This is a genomic window from Alicyclobacillus sp. ALC3, from assembly GCF_028751195.1.
In the GTDB taxonomy this organism is placed as follows: domain Bacteria; phylum Bacillota; class Bacilli; order Alicyclobacillales; family Alicyclobacillaceae; genus Alicyclobacillus_L.
In genome coordinates, this window is the sequence record NZ_CP066784.1 from 3,831,379 (window position 1) to 3,848,218 (window position 16,840).

Consider the following 16,840-nt stretch of genomic DNA (forward strand, 5'->3'; position numbering starts at 1 on the left):
AAAAACCTCACCTCCCACAGAAAACTACCGGCATGGATATGAACTCTGTGATGGTGTGGTGCACACCGGTTGTATTTAGAAATGTAGCAATTTAACATAGAATTAGAATATTATTCTGTGATACAGAACAGCTTGCGCTGAGGCGGTCGGATGGAGCAGCAACTGAGCGGGGGAGTGAAGCATACGGAAACTTTAGGTCGAGAAACTGCACAAACCATTCTTGCATCCCTTTCCGAAATTTGCAGTGCAGATGCAGTCCATGCTCTGGCGAACGGAGGCGAGTTGCTGCAAACCGGCGGTGACTACCCCGCTGTTTTGGTCGAACCGGTGGACGAGGCCCAGGCGGCCGCAGTCATGAAGAGAGCGAGTGAGGCTGGTTGGAAGGTAAAACCGCTTGGCGCTGGTACGCAGCTGACGGGCGAGGCGCTAGGGGAAAGAGTACACATTGTGCTGTCGATGGGCCGTATGAAGCAAGTGCTCGACTTTTCACCTTCAGACTTGGTCGTCACTGTCCAGCCAGGCGTCACCCTATCTGAACTCGAGGGTGTTTTGGCCGCTGAGCAAAAAATGCTTCCGCTAGACCCGTGGCTACCGTCAGCTTCGACAATCGGAGGCATTGCTTCGACTGCGGCAAGCGGGCCACGGCGAGCTTTGTACGGCGGCGTCCGCGATATGGCGATTGCACTGCGCGTTGTCTACCCGGACGGGACCGTGATCAGAACGGGCAGCAAAGTGGTGAAGAATGTCGCTGGGTACGACATGACGAAGCTGTTCGTGGGTTCACGCGGGACACTTGGGCTGATTACGGAGTTGACGTTTAAACTGCGACCGCTTCCGCTGCACAGGGAAACGGTTGTGCTCGTCGGAAGCGCGGAAGATATCCGTTTGATGCGAAGTAAACTCGTCGCCTCAGTACTCGTCCCGGCGAGAGTTCAGGCACTCTCCAGTTTCGAAGAGCCATCGGGAGTTTGGACGCTGGCGGTGGACTGCGACGAAAACGAACGGTCGGCGCAGTATCAGACGGAGCAGCTCAAGGCGTGGGCGACGGAACACAGCATGTCGGTAGACGTACTGCGCGGTTCGGCGGCAAATGACTGGTGGGGGCTTGTGCGGGAGCAGACACTCGGCGCAGACCTGGTCGTCCGTTTGGCAGCAACTCCGACAAATTGGTCTGACCTCGCTGCCAAAGCGGCCGAGGTTGCGACTCGTTACGGGGTGGACGTTCGTCAGTCTTGGGCGCTCACCCTCGGCACAGGGGAGGTTTTCGTGCGCAGGTTAGATCCGGAACTTGCGATTCAAGTCGTCACTGAGCTGCGCGACGCAGCCACGCGAGTGAACGGAACGGCCGTGATTCAGCACGCAGCAGCACAGGTTCGCCAACGGGTAGACCCGTTTGGGCCGGTCGGTCGGGCAGGCGTGCTGTTTGAACGCGTCAAGCATCAGATCGATCCGGGTCGCATCATGAGTCCCGCAACCTTTGCAGGGGGGATTTGAGATGGCAAAGGCAGAACCAGAGCTCGTGCAAATGTCTCGGCAAGTGAGCTCGTTCCGTTGGCCAGATGCACCAGAGGAAGAGAAGTTCTCGGTTTGCGTTCACTGCGGATTCTGTTTGGATGTGTGCCCCACGTACCAGGAGCTCAAGGACGAGAACCATTCACCGCGTGGACGGGTGCTGTTGATCAAGGAGGCAGCAGAGGGGAAACTGCCACTCGACGAGTCAGTGATTGACCCGGTGTTCACGTGTCTCGACTGTCGCGCGTGTGAGACAGTCTGTCCATCCGGGGTGCAAGTCGGGTCGCTTATTGAAACGGCTCGCGGACAGGCACACGCCGCCTACCCGCCGATTGGACGCGCTGGCGCTTTGGAGAGAGTCTTCTTGCGCGGCGTCTTTCCGCACCGTTCGCGTTTGCGTGCCATCGGCAAGTTCATTCGCTTCTACCAGCGTTCAGGACTCAGGACCATCGTTCGCAAAACAGGTGCCCTCAGTATACTGCCGCACGCGGCTCGAGAGATGGAAGCCGTGATTCCGGAGGTTGCAGCGGACATGGCGGTCGATTTGCTTCCTGAGCGAATCCCTGCGCGCGACGCCAAGAAGGGTACGGCAGTGCTGTTTACGGGGTGTGTCATGGATGTCTTTTTCGCCGCTGTGAACGAGGCGACTGCTCGCGTGGCTGTGCGCAATGGACTCGAACTTCTGGTGCCGCGGGAACAGGTCTGCTGTGGCGCGCTGCAGATTCACGCTGGCGACCGCGAACAGGCGCGCATCCTGGCCAAGACCAACATCGATGTTTTCCTCGCTACTGGAGCGGACTACCTGGTCATCAACGCGGCAGGCTGCGGCGCCGCCCTGAAGGAGTACCCAGACTTGTTCCGGGATGACCCTATCTACGGGGAACGGGCTCGCGCCTTCTCTGCCCGTGTCCGCGACATCTCAGAGCTCTTGGTGGAGGTCGGTTTTGCAGCGCCAAAGGGACACATCAACCGGACAGTGACCTATCACGACGCCTGTCATCTCTGTCACGCGCAACACATTCGTTCGCAACCCCGCCAGCTGCTGCGAGCCATCCCTGGGCTAAAACTCGTGGAACTACCGGACTCCGAGCGGTGTTGCGGGAGTGCCGGAATTTACAACTTGACCCATCCGGACATGGCGAGCGCTCTCCTGGAGCGGAAGATGGACGATATTCCCGAAACAGCGGATGCGGTTGTTATGGGCAACCCAGGGTGTATGATGCAGATTCGGCTCGGTGTGCACAAGCGTCAGCGCGACCTCGACGTGTTACACACGGTAGAACTGCTCGATGCAGCGTATCGGAAGGAGGCGGCGGAACAGTGACGAGCCCCGTTGAAATGGTGCGTGCGATGAAGGCGATTGTCGGGGAACAACACGTCATCCACGAGCAAAACAAGCTCCACGTGTTCAGCTGCGATGGCTACGTGGCTAGACAAGCGCTGCCGCGGGCGGTGGTGGCTCCCGCCAATACAGAGGAAGTGGCCGCTGTTGTGAAATGGCTGCACGAGCATAAGACCCCGTTTCTCCCGCGCGGCGCTGGCACCGGATTGAGTGGGGGCGCCATCGCACTGAACAACGAAGTCGTCATCAGCCTGGTGCGGATGAATCAACTTTTGTCGGTCGACTTCGAGAACCTGCGGGCCGTCGTGCAGCCAGGGCTTGTCAACCTGACTTTGACCAAGCAGATTATGGGCGATGGCTACTACTACGCGCCTGACCCGTCGAGCCAGTCGGTCTGCACAATTGGCGGCAACCTGGCGGAAAACGCTGGTGGGTCGCACTGTCTGAAATACGGCGTGACGACGAACCACATCGTGGCAGCGAAGTTCGTGTTGCCAGACGGTGAAGTCATCGACGTTGGACAGCCGTACGGCGACGCCGTTGGGTACGACATTTTGGGACTGGTCGTCGGTTCAGAAGGGACACTTGGGATCGCGACCGAGATCACGGTGAAAATCTTGAAGAAGCCACAAGCTGTGCAGACCGCGCTGGCGATGTTTGACAGAGTGGAAGACGCCTCCAACACCGTGAGTGCGGTCATCGGGACGGGCATCATTCCTGCCGCGATTGAGATGATGGACCAACTTGCGATGCAGGCGGTCGACAAGAGCAACTTCCACGTCGGCTACCCGCCGGATATTGAAGCTGTGCTGCTGATTGAAGTGGACGGACTTGCGGCGGGGGTAGAGGAAGACGCTGAGCGTGTCGTCGAGATCTGCAGGCAGAACCACGTACGCACCGTGAAAATCGCGGCGAGCACGGATGAACGGGCGCTGTGGTGGAGCAGCCGCAAGATGGCGTTTGGCGCCACGGGGCGCATTTCCCCAGACTACCTCGTACAGGACGGTGTCATCCCGCGCTCGCGTTTGACCGAGGTGCTTCAACGGATCACGGAAATCAGCCGGGAGTCAGGTCTGCGCATCGCCAACGTATTTCACGCAGGCGACGGCAACTTGCACCCGCTCATCTGCTACGATGGACGGGTACCGGGCGAGACAGAAAAGGCCATCCGCGTCGGTTCTGAGGTGCTCCACGTCTGCGTCGACGTGGGCGGGACAATTACCGGCGAACACGGCGTGGGGATTGAAAAGATCGAAGACATGCGCTACCAGTTTCGCGACGAGGAAATCGCAGCCCAAATGGCCATCCGCAGAGCTTTCAACCCGGATGACCTGTGCAACGCCGGAAAGCTCATCCCGGAACCGGCTCGCTGCGTCGAAGTGAAGCACGCACAGCGCATCATCGAGCAGAACCTTGAAGTCTTTAGCGGGTTTCAGGAACAGACTGCTGTGACTGCGCCGGACTCAACATGCTAAGAGCAGACGAGGAGTGACAGCGAGATGGATGACTACACAGTCAAGTCGGTGGACAAAGCCTTTGCTCTGCTCGAAGTGGTGAGTGAGTATCCGAATGGCGTGAGCATTACCGAGCTCGCCAACCACGTCGGGATGTACAAAAGTACGGTGCACCGCCTACTCACCACCATGATGCGGCACCGTGCCATTGAACAGGACAGCGAGACCGGCCGCTACAAACTTGGGTATGGTGTGCTTGACCTCGGTATGCGATTGCTGTCATCGATCGACTTGCGCGCGGAAGCGCTACCGTACCTGAAGGAATTGTCCGCACAGGTCAACGAGGTCGTCCATCTGGCATTCCTTGACCAGGGTGAAGTGGTGTACATTGAAAAGGTTGAAAGCGCGCAGACAATCCGGATGCATTCCCGAGTTGGGACACGCGTACCGGTGCACGCCACGGGACTTGGCAAAGCGATTCTGGCCTTACTGCCCCGGCCCGAGCAGGTTCGCATCATCGAGCGCTACGGCCTGCCGCGGCTGACAGAACACACTGTGACAGAGCGCGAATCGTTCTTGCGTTCCCTTGAGACGACGCGGGAGACTGGATTTGCTTTTGACTTCGAGGAACACGAACTCGGCGTGTGCTGTGTCGCAGCGCCAATCCGCGACAGTGCCGGACGAGTTGTAGCGGCGTGCAGTGTGTCGGGACCGAGCATTCGCTTGGACCAGCGCCGGTTACATAATCTGGTCCAGCCAGTGAAAGAGACCGCGGCGGCAATTTCGGCTAGACTCGGGTACTCACTCGTACCCGGTCGGTTGTAGTGGAGAGAAGGAGGAGTTTTTGTGGCAGAAGGATGGACAACAAGGTCGCTATCGGACCAAAGCGGTCGGCGCATACTCGTAACAGGAGCGAACAGTGGCATTGGCTTTGAAGCGGCCAGAGCACTCGCAGCGAAAGGCGCGGAGGTGATTCTCGCCGTTCGCAACATTGAACGCGGCGAAACGGCGAGGAAGACCATTTTAACGGAATACCCGCAGGCGCAAGTGCAGGTGATGTCGCTCGACCTCTCGAACCAGGCGCGCGTCCGCTCGTTTGCGTCCGAGTTCACCGCGCGCTACGACCGTTTGGACGTGTTGATCAACAACGCTGGCGTCATGGCGCCGCCCTACACCCGCACTGAGGACGGCTTCGAACTTCAGTTTGGCACCAATCACTTGGGTCACTTTGCCTTAACCGGACTCATTTTGCCGACGCTGCAGAATGTCTCAGGCTCGAGAGTGGTAGTCGTCAGCAGTTTGGCACACCAAGGAGGGCAAATCTATTTTGACAACCTGGACGGGAACAAGGGCTATAAACGTTGGGCGTTTTATAGTCAAAGTAAGCTCGCAAACCTCTTGTTCATGCGCGAACTCGAGCGAAGGCTCCGCGCTGCGGGTGCTCAGACGATAGCTGCCGCATGTCACCCAGGATTTGCGTCGACTCAGTTGGTGAAAAACGGCATGGGTGGATTTACGGCTTGGCTGTCGAAACCATTTGGTCAGAGTGCTGAAGCGGGTGCGCTGCCGACTCTCTTCGTCGCGACGGACAAGAGTATCCACGGCGGCGAGTACATTGGACCAACCGGATGGCGCGGTATGCGCGGTGCACCGGGGCCGTCGCCCTCAACGTCGGTGTCCAACGACATGAAGCTTGCAGGGCGGTTGTGGAAGGTATCTGAGCAGATGACGGGAGTCACGTACGCGTCCCTTTCGACAAGCTGACATTGGCGTAACCTGATGCTGGTGAGGGGTGCCCGTGGCCTAATGTGCAGAGAGTGCCGCGGGTTCACCAGTGCGAGGTTGCCGAAAGAGAATCCAGACGCTGCTAGCGAACGTGATCAGTTGGACAGCGTACATGGGTGCGTCGAGCCAATAGATTTTTGGGATGTGTTTGACCAACTCGTTAATGGAGTAAGTCACTGGAAGCGACATCAGGGCAAGGCTGAGCACCGCCCCAGCCCACAGCACGAACGACGTTGTCGAAGCTGAGGTGACAGTGGGAGCACCACGCACAAACGCCTTGGCATTGGCCGCTGCCTTGAGCAGAACGAGGACGGCAGGCAGCGCAAGGACCATGTGGATCTGCTCCACCAACGGCGAAAACAAGAGCGGAGTCAAACAGGCGAGCGCCATGTCCGCTACAGGGTGCGGCTTCGTACGCAGTAGCGTCCACAAAATGACAAGCCCGACGACGAGCGCGTAACCGACGAAGGTGATTCGCAGTGCCGACGCGCTTGCTGGCAAGGCGTGATGCAACGCAAACAACTGCAACAGGCCGAGCAGTGACTGGTTGTAGGGTGCAGGACCGTTGCGCATGCTCGTCTGCCCAAACTGGATGAAGTGTGTGACATAGTGCTGGAGCGGCTCGACCCCTACGAAGAGGACGGCCACTGCCGTCAAAAGCAGAGTTGTAGCCAGTGCGGATGCTGCCGTGCGCCACTGCTTGCGCAAAAGCAGATAGACGACAACGGCGATTGGCGTCACTTTGAAGGCGATGGCTAGCCCGAGAGGTACGCCCGCCAGCCAAGTATGAGGTCGCCTGCGCAGGATGGCGAACGTTGCGATGATAGAGAATAGTAGCACACAGTCGACGTTTGCGAACCCGGCGTCAAGAATGAACGGGGTGAGTACTGCCGTCATAAGCGCAAGTCCGATGGCCGGTTGAAAACGGATGTTTGGCCAAAGCATTCGCGTGAGCACGACCACGGCGGCGCCGTAGGATACCACCTCGATGATCAACCAGAGGATGAGGGATACATAGAAGGGAAGCAAACCGAGAAAAGACCAAAAAAGCGCAAACTGTGGCGGGTAGACGTACTGGTCGTAGACAATCACGGGGTAGCCTAAGCCGTGCAGGTACATCTGCTGCAGCGTGCTGTTGTACAGGGCGGCAACGCTCTGAGGATGTAGCACGTGATTAAATGCATAGTAGAAAATTGCGTAGTCGTACCCGAACAGGCGCAGACGGATTAGCGCCTGCCACTCGATGTTGATGAGTCCCCCAGCGATGACGGCAAGGATGGTCCACATAATTGTCTGGCGCAGTGTGCGTGCGTCGACCTTCAGATTTTGAAACACAAGACCCCTCCAAAGTATCGACGTCTCTGTAAAGTTCAATCCGGTAGCATTCGAGCCTATTCTGTGAGCAGGTTGAAAACTTGTCAAGGAGGCTCCATAAGAACTTCATGGTGTCTTCAATGATTTTTGACCATCCTTCAATCGCGCCCGGATATACTTGGACACTGTAAGGCCCAATCGGACGATTGCGGGGTTGGGCTTGTCCGTCAAGGAGGTATGACAGTGGCCGGCAGGATGAGTAACAGGTTTGTGGCCTTGGCCTCAGCCGCCGTAGGTGCGGTGTACGTTGCAGGGTATGTTTTGACGAATTCAGGCAACACGGCATTAGCCTCAAGTCAGGCTGTGCCGATTTCCGGGCCGAGCGCAACGCAGTCGCCTTCTTCTAGCTCACAGCACAGCGGAGGTGGGGGGACGAGCTCCACAAATGGGGGCGGGTCCAACAAGTCGACCACACCGTCCGGAGGTTCATCCAACAAAAGTACCTCGAAAAAGGGGTCCACAGGGAGTTCGACCACATCAACATCGAGCGCTTCGCAGCACAAGTATTTAGACGGAACATACAACGGCACGGGCACAAACCCAATTGGAAGTGTGTCTGTGGCGTTAAAGATTAAAGGCGGCAAAATCACCAACGTCCAGATCACACAGTGTCTCACACACTACCCGGAAGCTTACATTGACCCGGTTTTACCGCAAGAGGTTGTGCAGAGGCAGTCTTACCAGGTCACCATCGTCACTGGCGCGACTCTCAGTACGTACGACTTCGCCTACGCAGTCTATCAGGCATTAAACAAGGCAAAGAATCCTCACTATAAAGCCTGATAGTATCGAGAGGAGGGGCGACCATGGCTGTGCAAACACGGCAAGTTCACTTGTGGCAGAAATCCGCGCTGTGCATGGGAACGTTGGTGCGTTTACAGGTCGTCACTTCTCGGCCGCAGGCTGACGTACAAGCGGCCATGGACGACGCCTTCGATTTGATGAGACAGGTCGAAGCGGCGTGTACACGGTTTGATCCCGACAGCGAACTGATGCAGTTGTCTCGCACGGTCGGCCGCGCGGTTCCCGTCACACAGGCCTTGTTCTCTGCTCTGGAGTTCGCGCTTGAAGTCGCGAATTACACGGACGGTCGCTTTGACCCTACAGTCGGGCGGGCTATGGAGCAAAGCGGCTTTGACCGGCATTACTTAACCGGCGAAACTGTGCAGTCGACGTGGTCAAGCGAGGATGGAAGTTGGCGTGACATTGAGTTAGACGCTGCCGCAAGGACTGTATTGCTGAAGAAACCGGTGGTCCTTGACTTGGGAGCCGTGGCGAAGGGGCTGGCGGTGGACTTGGCCGCTGAAACTTTGCGGGCATTTGACTTGCAAGGATTCTCCATCAACGCCGGTGGGGATGTGTATGTTTCGGGCCGCGACGAGTTCGGTGAGCCTTGGCTTGTTGGCGTTCAACACCCTACAAAGAAGGACGAACAGATTGCTTGCTTGCGCTTGACAGACTGTGCGGTTTGCACCTCTGGGAGCTATGAGCGGAGGAGCCCGTTTCGTGATGACACTTTTCACATCTTGCGGACGGACACACTCGAGTCCCCAACCGGTCTGACGAGTCTGTCGGCGATTGGACCGTACGCTATGATGTGTGATGCCTTTTCAACAGCGGCCTACTTGTATGGAGTCCAAGAGGGGTTGGAATTACTCCAAGAAGTAGACCTAGCAGGTATAGCTGTGACCGACACACTGCGGGTTGAAATGACTGAATCCGCCGGGAGGTACCTATGGGACAACAGAGTGGGAATGTGAATCAGACTCGACAGGCGAATGGTGGAGCGCAGCCAGCTGTGGCTCGCCAGAGCCCAGCTCAACTGAACGCTCTGCAGAAGTATCTAAAGACGCCAAAGGGTTACGTGCTTATTTTACTGCTCATCTTGATGGCCATCGACACCGCTTTGTACGCACCGGACCGGCAAGGTATTTTGAACGTAGCCGTGGCAATGGCGACTGCAGTTGTGATTGATTTGATCGTGGCTCTATTACGTGGTCAAAGCAAACGTCTGTTGTCAGACGGTGGGCTTGTTACCGGCGCGATTATCGGATTGGTACTTGCCCCGTCCGTGTCCGTACCGATTACGATGATTACGACTGCTGTTGCGGTTGCATCGAAACACGTGCTTAAGAGCGGGCGGAAACCGTGGTTTAACCCTGCTGCAATCGGCCTCCTGTTTAGTTCTGTCGTGCTTCATACTGGGCAGAGTTGGTGGGGCGACTTGGCCGATTTGCACCCGTTGGAAATCGTGTTTGTGATTGTCATTGGGTATTTAATCACCAGCCGCATCAACAAGTTCCCACAGGTGCTCAGTTTTCTTGGCGCGTACTTTGCCATCCTGGCTGTTACCGGTTTACTGCACTGGGGGCACGCTGCTTTCACTCCCGGTGATGCGCTGCGCTGGCCACTCATCAACTCGGCGCTGTTCATGGCTTTCTTCATGTTGACGGACCCGCCCACGTCGCCTGGAAAGTACAAGGACCAGGTGTGGTTTGGGGTTATCACGGGTGCGGTTGGAACTTTGATCTACCTGCTGTTTGGCGGACTAAACTACTGGCTCATTGCTCTTCTCGTCGCAAATGCTTGGAAAGCCTGGGCAAGTCGTCAAGTGGTTTCGAGCACATTGAAAGAGCCGGTGCAGCGGGCGACGGGCTGAACAGGCTCCACGCCGCCGTCTTTGACTACCGTGCGGCGTTCGCGGTGGCGGGTGCCTGCACGAGGTCGTCGTACCAAGCAGCACCGGGTGGTAGGTCAAGCGCTAGGAACTTCCCGACATGGCTTTGGTCTCGAGCTTGGTGGTATTTCAGGTAAATTTGGTTATCCTCTACGGCGAGAATTTCGATCTTGCCTGAGTCGTGACTCATGACATATTTCACGCGCTTGCCAAGACCTGACGTCTTGGCTTTTGCGGCTTCAATAATTCGATAACCTTCAGCAAGCGGCACCACAAAGGCAGAGTTGCCGGCGACTGGGCGGTTTTGGAAAATATAGTACGGCGCCACGCCAGCATAGGAAAGTCTTGCAAGGAGTTCTGCCAGTGTATTAGCGTTATCGTTGATGCCTCGCAAGAGCGGTGTTTGATTGACCATAATCACACCCGCTGCTTGTAGTGCAGAGATGGCCCTCAGCGCCTTGCTGGTCAACTCACGCGGGTGGTTAAAGTGCGCCATTTGATAGATGCGCGCGTCACCACGGCTGTACCGGGACAGCACTGCGAGCAAGTGCTCGTCTTCATAGATGCGCATGGGATTAAATGCAGTCAGTTTTGAACCGAGCCGAATGATGCGAACGTGCGGAATGGCTCGCAGTTGGTGCAAGATGTCCTTGAGTTTGCTTGTTGAGAGCATTAGGGAGTCACCGCCGGTCAAAAGTACATTGTTGATTTCCGAGTGCAGAGCAATGTACCTTACGCCCTCACTGATGTCGAGTGAGGTTTCATGGACATCGTTCTTGAACAGACGCTTGCGAAAGCAGAATCGACAGTACGCTCCGCAAACCTCTGCGACAAGCAGCACGGCAGTGGTGGTGTACTTGTGTTGACAACCGGGCGCGACGTAGTTGCTATATTCATTCGACGCGTCCAACTGCCCGTACTCGTCAAGCTCAGTTAGGCTTGGAATGACCAGTTTGCGCAGCGGGTCGTTCGGGTCGGCCCAGTTGATGAGGCCGCTGTAGTAGTCGTTCAGGCGAAACACGTATTGTTCAGTAATTTGGCGGAGTTGACGCTGTTCCTCAGCAGTGAGTTCGGGCACTTGTTCGATGCGTGTAAAGTAGTTGGGCTGCACGGCCATTCCCTTCCTTCAGGTCGTCGTACGTGGCTCCGTTCCTCCATTTCTTCGGCTAGAGGTTCAGCGGAGGTAATGTTGATGCGGTGAAATCCCCTTCGAAATTAGGAGGGGTGTTCTGCATGGGTAGCGACATGCGAGAGAGTCTGTAAGCGCCGCTCGACCTTCCCAAACACCGTGTTCTCGTCGAATGGGCGTTCACCGGCAGGGAGGCCAGTCAGGATTTCAATGCCCTCGGAGACGTGGGTGACTGGCCAAATGTGAAACATGCCAGATTGCACAGCCTCTTGTACGGGACGGGAGAGAAAGAGATGGCGCACATTTTGGTGCGGAATGATGACGCCCTGTGTACCCGTCAACCCTTTGGCTCGACAGATGTAGTAGAATCCCTCAATCTTCTCGTTGACGCCGCCGATCGGTTGGATTTCTCCAAACTGGTTGACTGAACCCGTCGCTGCAATTCCTTGTTGAATCGGTACACCCGAGAGGGAGGAGAGGATAGCGTACAGTTCAGTGCTCGACGCACTGTCTCCGTCGATCATGCTGTAGGTCTGCTCAAACACCAGCGTCGCTGTGACGGACAGTGGTGTTTCGGCCGCAAATTCTCCCGATAGGTAGGCACCAAGGATGAGCAATCCCTTGTCGTGAATGTGACCAGATAAGGCTGTCTCTCGTTCAACGTTGACGACCCCGCGCCGTCCTGAGTATGTGCGCGCAGTAATGCGGTGCGGTTCGCCAAATGCGTAGTCTCCGGTACTGAGTACAGCGAGTCCATTTACTTGACCGACTCGCTCTCCACTCACTGCTACCAGGATGGTCCCATCGAGGATCTGCTGGAGGACCTTTTCACGGATTAAGCTCGAACGACGTCGGCGTTTGTCGAGCGCCTCGTCAACGTCTCTCGCGTCGACAGCGTCAGATCCGCGGATGCGAGTAAAATAACCTGACTCATTGAGAAGTTCGATGATCGGGTTAAAGCGAGTGGACAGTTTGTCATGGCTGCCGGATTGCTTCGAACTTTCGTCGAGGATGCGTGCCACGGCAGCTGCGGAAAACGGCGGGAGGCCGTTGGCATTGGCATAGGCTGCAATGAAGTGCGCGTACTGCCGGTTCGCCTCAGGGGTGCGGTCCATGGATGAATCAAATTCAACCTTGACCTTGAAGTGTTTCTGCAACTCTTCGTCGTACTCGTACAGCCACTGAAAAATGTCAGCCGTACCGAGGAGGATGACTTTTACCTGCAACGGGATGACTTCCGGCCGTAGGCTTGAGGTCGATGGCCAAAGTTGGTCCTCCAGGGGATTTTCGACCTTGATGAAACGGTTGCGTAGTGCTCTTTTCAACCCATCCCACACAACCGGGCGGGTGAGTAGGTCGCGAACCTGTAAAACCAGATACCCGCCGTTTGCGCGATGCAAGGCGCCGGGTTTAATCATCGTGAAGTCAGCCACCATCCCACCCTGCACACTTTTGTACTCCACTCGGCCGAACAGATTGAAGTAAGTCGGGTTAGACTCTATCACGACAGGGGCCGACGATTCGCCTGTCTGGTCAACCAGTACGTTTACTTTGTACCGACGCGTCAAGTCCACAGATGCCTGTATGGTAGTCCCCTGTGCAGGTACGTCTACAGAGCGAAGCTCGCGGTGATGTAAGATGACGTCATCGCGCAACGCCGACAGCCATCCCTGGATTCGTGCGTTGCCAGACTCCGTGAGTAGAGGTGTGAACAAGTGCTCGACAGCAAATCTGGCGGTCCGCTCGTCAAGAGTCCGCTGTGCAGACAGCGCTTCTGCCTGAAGGCTCGTGACATGGTGCAAGGTTGCCTCCAAAGCGTCGGCGATGACTGTCTGGTGCTGTCGGATCTCATCTTGTTCTTGCTGTGGCATGGCCTCAAACTCCGGGCGAGTGAGCGGCGTACCATCAGGCTTTTGCATGACAGTGACAACGCCAGTGGCGGTTTTTCGCAGAGAGAACCCGAACTCGCGGGCGTAGGCCTCAAGTTTGGACCACAATTCCTCGACGCGAAGCGCGATTGACTTTTCGAGCTCTGAACACTCGTGGTGGTAGGAGTCACTATTGAAAGCTGACGTCAGCGCGCCCTCAACGGCATCCATCAAGTTAGCGACTGAGCGGGCAAATTCCCGTCCATGGCATGGAGGGAAGGAGAGAGCATATGGCTCGTCTGGAGCAGAAAAGTTATGAACATAGCACCAGTCTGAAGCAGCTTTGCGGTGCACGGCGACCTCGCGAACTTTATCAAGGACGTACGTGGTCTTGCCTGTTCCTGTTGGCCCTGCCACAAACAGATTGTACCCTGGTGCGTTCATGTGTAGCCCGAAGTCCATGGCTGCGACTGCGCGAGACTGGCCAATTATAAATGACTCTGGCGTTAGCTCGGAGGTATCTTCAAACCCGAGCTCCGATGGCCGTGTACGAGCTTCAAGGTCTTCGACCGTCAACTCTCTTGCGCTCCTAAGGTTGCCGTCTGGCATGTCCAACACCGCCCTTCATTCGCTCGGTTACTTCTGGCCTAGCGCCTACAGTCGTTAGCGACTGTCCTCTTTGACGACGAGCACCGGCTTATCGCAGTGTCTAACGATGGCCGAACTGACACTGCCCGGCCACAGGTATTCCACGACACCAATACGGTGACTCCCCACGACCACTAAGTCGGCAGACACGCCGCGGGCAAACTGGCAAATTTCTTCCCATGGTTCGCCAATCCGATGGTGCAGCTCAATTCGGTCCTTATGCTGCGGAAAGTAGTGCGTCCTCGCGATGCGCCCGAGTTCATGGACGTAACCCTGTTCATTTTCGTGAGAGGAGTGAGCGAGCCGCACCGGCCTAGACACGTACACCGCGTGGAGCATGGCATCCGGGAAGTGCTCAAGCAGGGCCGCGGTCAGCCCAACAAGCTTCGGTGTCTCCGAACCGTCCATGGCGAGTACGATGACGTTCATTTGCGACACCTCCTTACTCTCATTGTAGGTTCTTCAGTTTTGACGGCATGTTCAAGAAGAACCATCTTCGTGTAGTCACATTAAACTATCAGTCGATTTTGACGTTGTACGGCTGTAGGTTGTCGGCTCTGCCGACAACCGTGGTATTATCGAGTGAACGAAGGCAATGGAGGCAACCTGTGTGAGTGGAATTACGCGTCACCGCCGGCGCATCGTCGTAAAACTTGGGTCAAGCTCAGTAGTCGGCGAGGACGGAACTCTGTCACTTGCTAAACTGACACGGCTCGTGACACAAATGGTGACCCTGCAGCGCTCGGGTGCATGGCAACTCGTGTTGGTCTCGTCAGGAGCCATCGCGGTCGGTCTAACGGAACTAGGCTGGCGGCGGGGGAGTATCACGCTTCCTGAAAAGCAGGCGGCTGCGTCTGTCGGGCAGACGCGGCTGATGGAACACTATCAACGACTGTTCGGGTCGCAAGCCGTGCGCGTCGGTCAACTTTTGCTGACGCGGGCAGATATTGAAGACCGCAAGCGCTTTTTGCACATTCGCAACACCGTGCTGACCCTGCTTCGCAACGGCATCGTGCCGATTGTGAACGAAAACGACACAGTTGCTGTCGAGGAGATAAGGTTCGGCGACAACGATACCTTGGCTGCGCTGGTAGCACTCGTGGCAGAAGCCGATGTGCTGGTTTTATTGACCGATATTGACGGACTCTACACGGGTGACCCCCGGGTTGATGCAGAGGCACAGCGAATTGTCGAAGTTCCCGTAATCACAGAGCAAATCGAACGTCTGGCAGGCGGGGCGGGCAGTGCTGTCGGCACAGGCGGCATGCAGACCAAGATTACAGCAGCGAAGATCGCGGTCCAGGCCGGAACGCGAGTTGTCGTGGCCGCCGCGTCCGAACTTGATGTCCTACTGCGTGTGGCAGCGGGCGAGCAAGTCGGTACGTCGTTCCACCCGCGTCAGAACCCATACTCGCTGCGCAAGTCCTGGCTCGTACACGGGCCCCACCCTGAGGGCACAGTCGTGATTGACGCCGGAGCAGTTGCTGCACTCCTGCACCAGTCCGGCAGCCTGTTGTTACCAGGGGTTTGTGGTGTAACTGGAGACTTCCAAGAAGGCGCTATTGTCGCACTCACTGACCTGAACGACCACGTGCTCGGCAAAGGTATCGTCAACTTTGCCGCTCGCGACTTAGCAGACCTGCTGACGCGCCGGCGTGACGGAGAGAACCTCCACAACTTGCCGGAGGTCGTGCATCGGGATCATCTCGTGATTTGGAGAGAGGGAGACGCGCCATGACGACACAGGATGCCCTGGAGGCAATCGGTCTCAAAGATGTGGTGTACCGCCAGTTGCGCGCAGCCAGGCGCGCTGCGGCAGTTGTTGGCTGCCTGCGGACTGAGGTCAAGAATAACGCTCTGCAGCAGATGGCCGCAGCAGTTTGGTCAGCGCGCGCAGAGGTGCTTGATGCGAATGCGCGCGACATCGACGCGGCCAAGACAGCCGGGCAGCCTGCCTCACGCATCGACCGCCTGCAACTGACAGAAACGCGTTTGTCGACCATTCTGGAGGGTTTGCAGCAAGTAGCGTCACTGCCAGACCCGGTTGGGGACGTGCTCGACGCCTTCGTCCGTCCGAACGGTCTGTTCGTCGAGCAGGTGCGCGTCCCAATGGGCGTGGTGGCGATGATTTATGAGTCTCGGCCGAACGTCACCGTTGATGGCGCCGGCCTGTGTCTGAAAACGGGAAACGCTGTGGTGCTGCGCGGCAGTCGAGAAAGCCTAGAGTCTAATCGTGCCTTGGTGCGAGCACTGAGAAGTGGTTTGCAGGCGGCTGGCTTGCCGGAGGATGCGGTGCAATTAGTGGAGGGTGGACGTGAGGCCGTCGACATCATCCTGCAGGCGCGCGGGTTCGTCGACCTCGCCATCCCGCGTGGTGGTGCAGGGCTCATCGCGCGCGTCGTTGAACAGGCGAAAGTGCCCGTGATTGAGACAGGCGTTGGCAACTGCCACGTGTACGTGGACACAGCGGCGGACCTTGAGCAGGCGACAGCCATCGTGATGAACGCGAAGACACAGCGGCCGTCAGTATGTAACGCGGCGGAAACCCTGTTGGTGCATGAGGAGGTTGCTCTAGCTTGGCTGCCAGTCGTACTTCGTGCGCTAGAAGCGCGGGGAGTTGAGGTGCGTGCCTGCCCGCGGACACAGGAACTCTTACAGGCTGGCGGCGCCGGTCTCGCGACAGCCGTTGCCTTAGCCTCGCAGGAGGATTTTGCAACCGAGTTCCTGGACCTCGTGCTGGCGGTACGGACTGTCAAGAGCCTGGAAGAAGCGTTGGACCACATTGCCGAATACGGCACCAAGCACTCCGAAGTGATCGTAACCGAAGACGCCGCCGCGGCCGAAACGTTTTTGCGCCAAGTCGACGCTGCAGCTGTGTACCACAACGCATCGTCCCGATTTACGGATGGGTTTGAATTCGGGTTTGGCGCCGAAATTGGTATCTCGACACAGAAGCTTCACGCGCGCGGGCCGATGGGCTTGCGTGAGCTGACCAGTTACAAGTACCTTGTGCGTGGCAACGGCCAAATCCGCAGCTAATAGACTTGAGCC

General features: G+C 57.0%; 14 protein-coding genes. 10 read left to right on the plus strand and 4 right to left on the minus strand.

The annotated features are described in order from the left end of the window. Window positions 1–150: 150 nt before the first annotated feature. From JC200_RS17625 to JC200_RS17645, 5 genes are read left to right on the plus strand one after another with little or no spacing between them, the layout of a single operon-like run. Window positions 151–1,494 (plus strand): FAD-binding oxidoreductase, encoded by a 1,344-nt coding sequence (locus JC200_RS17625; protein ID WP_274433010.1) that lies wholly within the window; start codon window positions 151–153, stop codon window positions 1,492–1,494. A 1-nt stretch (window position 1,495) separates the two neighbouring features. Continuing rightward, a complete protein-coding gene (locus JC200_RS17630) occupies window positions 1,496–2,836 on the plus strand; it encodes a (Fe-S)-binding protein (RefSeq protein ID WP_274433012.1) in 1,341 nt (446 codons plus the stop codon). A 14-nt stretch (window positions 2,837–2,850) separates the two neighbouring features. Further along, window positions 2,851–4,329: an FAD-linked oxidase C-terminal domain-containing protein gene (locus JC200_RS17635; protein WP_274436584.1), complete on the plus strand. Its 1,479-nt coding sequence runs from the start codon at window positions 2,851–2,853 to the stop codon at window positions 4,327–4,329. A 24-nt stretch (window positions 4,330–4,353) separates the two neighbouring features. After that, window positions 4,354–5,133 (plus strand): IclR family transcriptional regulator, encoded by a 780-nt coding sequence (locus tag JC200_RS17640; protein WP_274433013.1) that lies wholly within the window; start codon window positions 4,354–4,356, stop codon window positions 5,131–5,133. A 21-nt stretch (window positions 5,134–5,154) separates the two neighbouring features. Beyond that, complete coding sequence (locus tag JC200_RS17645) at window positions 5,155–6,072, plus strand: oxidoreductase (RefSeq protein WP_274433014.1); 918 nt, start codon at window positions 5,155–5,157, stop codon at window positions 6,070–6,072. Between the two features lie 39 nt (window positions 6,073–6,111). Here the strand turns inward: JC200_RS17645 and JC200_RS17650 are convergent, their stop codons facing one another. Continuing rightward, the gene (locus JC200_RS17650) at window positions 6,112–7,428 is read right to left on the minus strand and encodes a glycosyltransferase family 87 protein (RefSeq protein ID WP_274433015.1); all 1,317 of its coding nucleotides are present in this window, start codon (window positions 7,426–7,428) and stop codon (window positions 6,112–6,114) included. A gap of 222 nt (window positions 7,429–7,650) precedes the next feature. Here JC200_RS17650 and JC200_RS17655 point away from each other — a divergent pair, with 222 nt between their 5' ends. From JC200_RS17655 to JC200_RS17665, 3 genes are read left to right on the plus strand one after another with little or no spacing between them, the layout of a single operon-like run. Next, window positions 7,651–8,250 (plus strand): FMN-binding protein, encoded by a 600-nt coding sequence (locus JC200_RS17655; RefSeq protein WP_274433016.1) that lies wholly within the window; start codon window positions 7,651–7,653, stop codon window positions 8,248–8,250. A 23-nt stretch (window positions 8,251–8,273) separates the two neighbouring features. Then, window positions 8,274–9,227, plus strand: a complete 954-nt coding sequence (locus JC200_RS17660) for an FAD:protein FMN transferase (RefSeq protein ID WP_274433017.1) — start codon at window positions 8,274–8,276, stop codon at window positions 9,225–9,227. Continuing rightward, window positions 9,203–10,126 (plus strand): RnfABCDGE type electron transport complex subunit D, encoded by a 924-nt coding sequence (locus JC200_RS17665; protein WP_274433019.1) that lies wholly within the window; start codon window positions 9,203–9,205, stop codon window positions 10,124–10,126. Before JC200_RS17660 ends, JC200_RS17665 begins: the two co-directional genes overlap by 25 nt. 25 nt (window positions 10,127–10,151) lie before the next feature. Here the strand turns inward: JC200_RS17665 and JC200_RS17670 are convergent, their stop codons facing one another. The 3 genes from JC200_RS17670 to JC200_RS17680 form a co-directional block, all read right to left on the minus strand. Beyond that, window positions 10,152–11,261: a KamA family radical SAM protein gene (locus JC200_RS17670; protein ID WP_274433020.1), complete on the minus strand. Its 1,110-nt coding sequence runs from the start codon at window positions 11,259–11,261 to the stop codon at window positions 10,152–10,154. 98 nt (window positions 11,262–11,359) lie between these two features. Then, the gene (locus JC200_RS17675) at window positions 11,360–13,750 is read right to left on the minus strand and encodes a Lon protease family protein (RefSeq protein ID WP_274433021.1); all 2,391 of its coding nucleotides are present in this window, start codon (window positions 13,748–13,750) and stop codon (window positions 11,360–11,362) included. Window positions 13,751–13,804: 54 nt separating this feature from the next. Continuing rightward, window positions 13,805–14,218: a universal stress protein gene (locus JC200_RS17680; RefSeq protein ID WP_274433022.1), complete on the minus strand. Its 414-nt coding sequence runs from the start codon at window positions 14,216–14,218 to the stop codon at window positions 13,805–13,807. A 181-nt stretch (window positions 14,219–14,399) separates the two neighbouring features. On the opposite strand from JC200_RS17680, the gene proB reads away from it, so the two are divergent. Next, window positions 14,400–15,527, plus strand: coding sequence for a glutamate 5-kinase (gene proB / locus JC200_RS17685; RefSeq protein WP_274433023.1), 1,128 nt, complete (start codon window positions 14,400–14,402; stop codon window positions 15,525–15,527). Continuing rightward, window positions 15,524–16,828, plus strand: a complete 1,305-nt coding sequence (locus JC200_RS17690) for a glutamate-5-semialdehyde dehydrogenase (protein WP_274433024.1) — start codon at window positions 15,524–15,526, stop codon at window positions 16,826–16,828. Before proB ends, JC200_RS17690 begins: the two co-directional genes overlap by 4 nt. The last annotated feature ends 12 nt before the right edge of the window (window positions 16,829–16,840 follow it).

Excerpts from the sequence above, each read along its gene's own strand:
- JC200_RS17625 (WP_274433010.1), top strand. The coding sequence starts at position 151 with ATGGAGCAGCAACTGAGCGGGGGAGTGAAGCATACGGAAACTTTAGGT.
- JC200_RS17630 (WP_274433012.1), top strand. The coding sequence starts at position 1,496 with ATGGCAAAGGCAGAACCAGAGCTCGTGCAAATGTCTCGGCAAGTGAGC.
- JC200_RS17635 (WP_274436584.1), top strand. The coding sequence starts at position 2,851 with ATGGTGCGTGCGATGAAGGCGATTGTCGGGGAACAACACGTCATCCAC.
- JC200_RS17640 (WP_274433013.1), top strand. The coding sequence starts at position 4,354 with ATGGATGACTACACAGTCAAGTCGGTGGACAAAGCCTTTGCTCTGCTC.
- JC200_RS17660 (WP_274433017.1), top strand. The coding sequence starts at position 8,274 with ATGGCTGTGCAAACACGGCAAGTTCACTTGTGGCAGAAATCCGCGCTG.
- JC200_RS17665 (WP_274433019.1), top strand. The coding sequence starts at position 9,203 with ATGGGACAACAGAGTGGGAATGTGAATCAGACTCGACAGGCGAATGGT.
- JC200_RS17670 (WP_274433020.1), bottom strand. The coding sequence starts at position 11,261 with ATGGCCGTGCAGCCCAACTACTTTACACGCATCGAACAAGTGCCCGAA.
- JC200_RS17675 (WP_274433021.1), bottom strand. The coding sequence starts at position 13,750 with ATGCCAGACGGCAACCTTAGGAGCGCAAGAGAGTTGACGGTCGAAGAC.
- JC200_RS17680 (WP_274433022.1), bottom strand. The coding sequence starts at position 14,218 with ATGAACGTCATCGTACTCGCCATGGACGGTTCGGAGACACCGAAGCTT.
- JC200_RS17690 (WP_274433024.1), top strand. The coding sequence starts at position 15,524 with ATGACGACACAGGATGCCCTGGAGGCAATCGGTCTCAAAGATGTGGTG.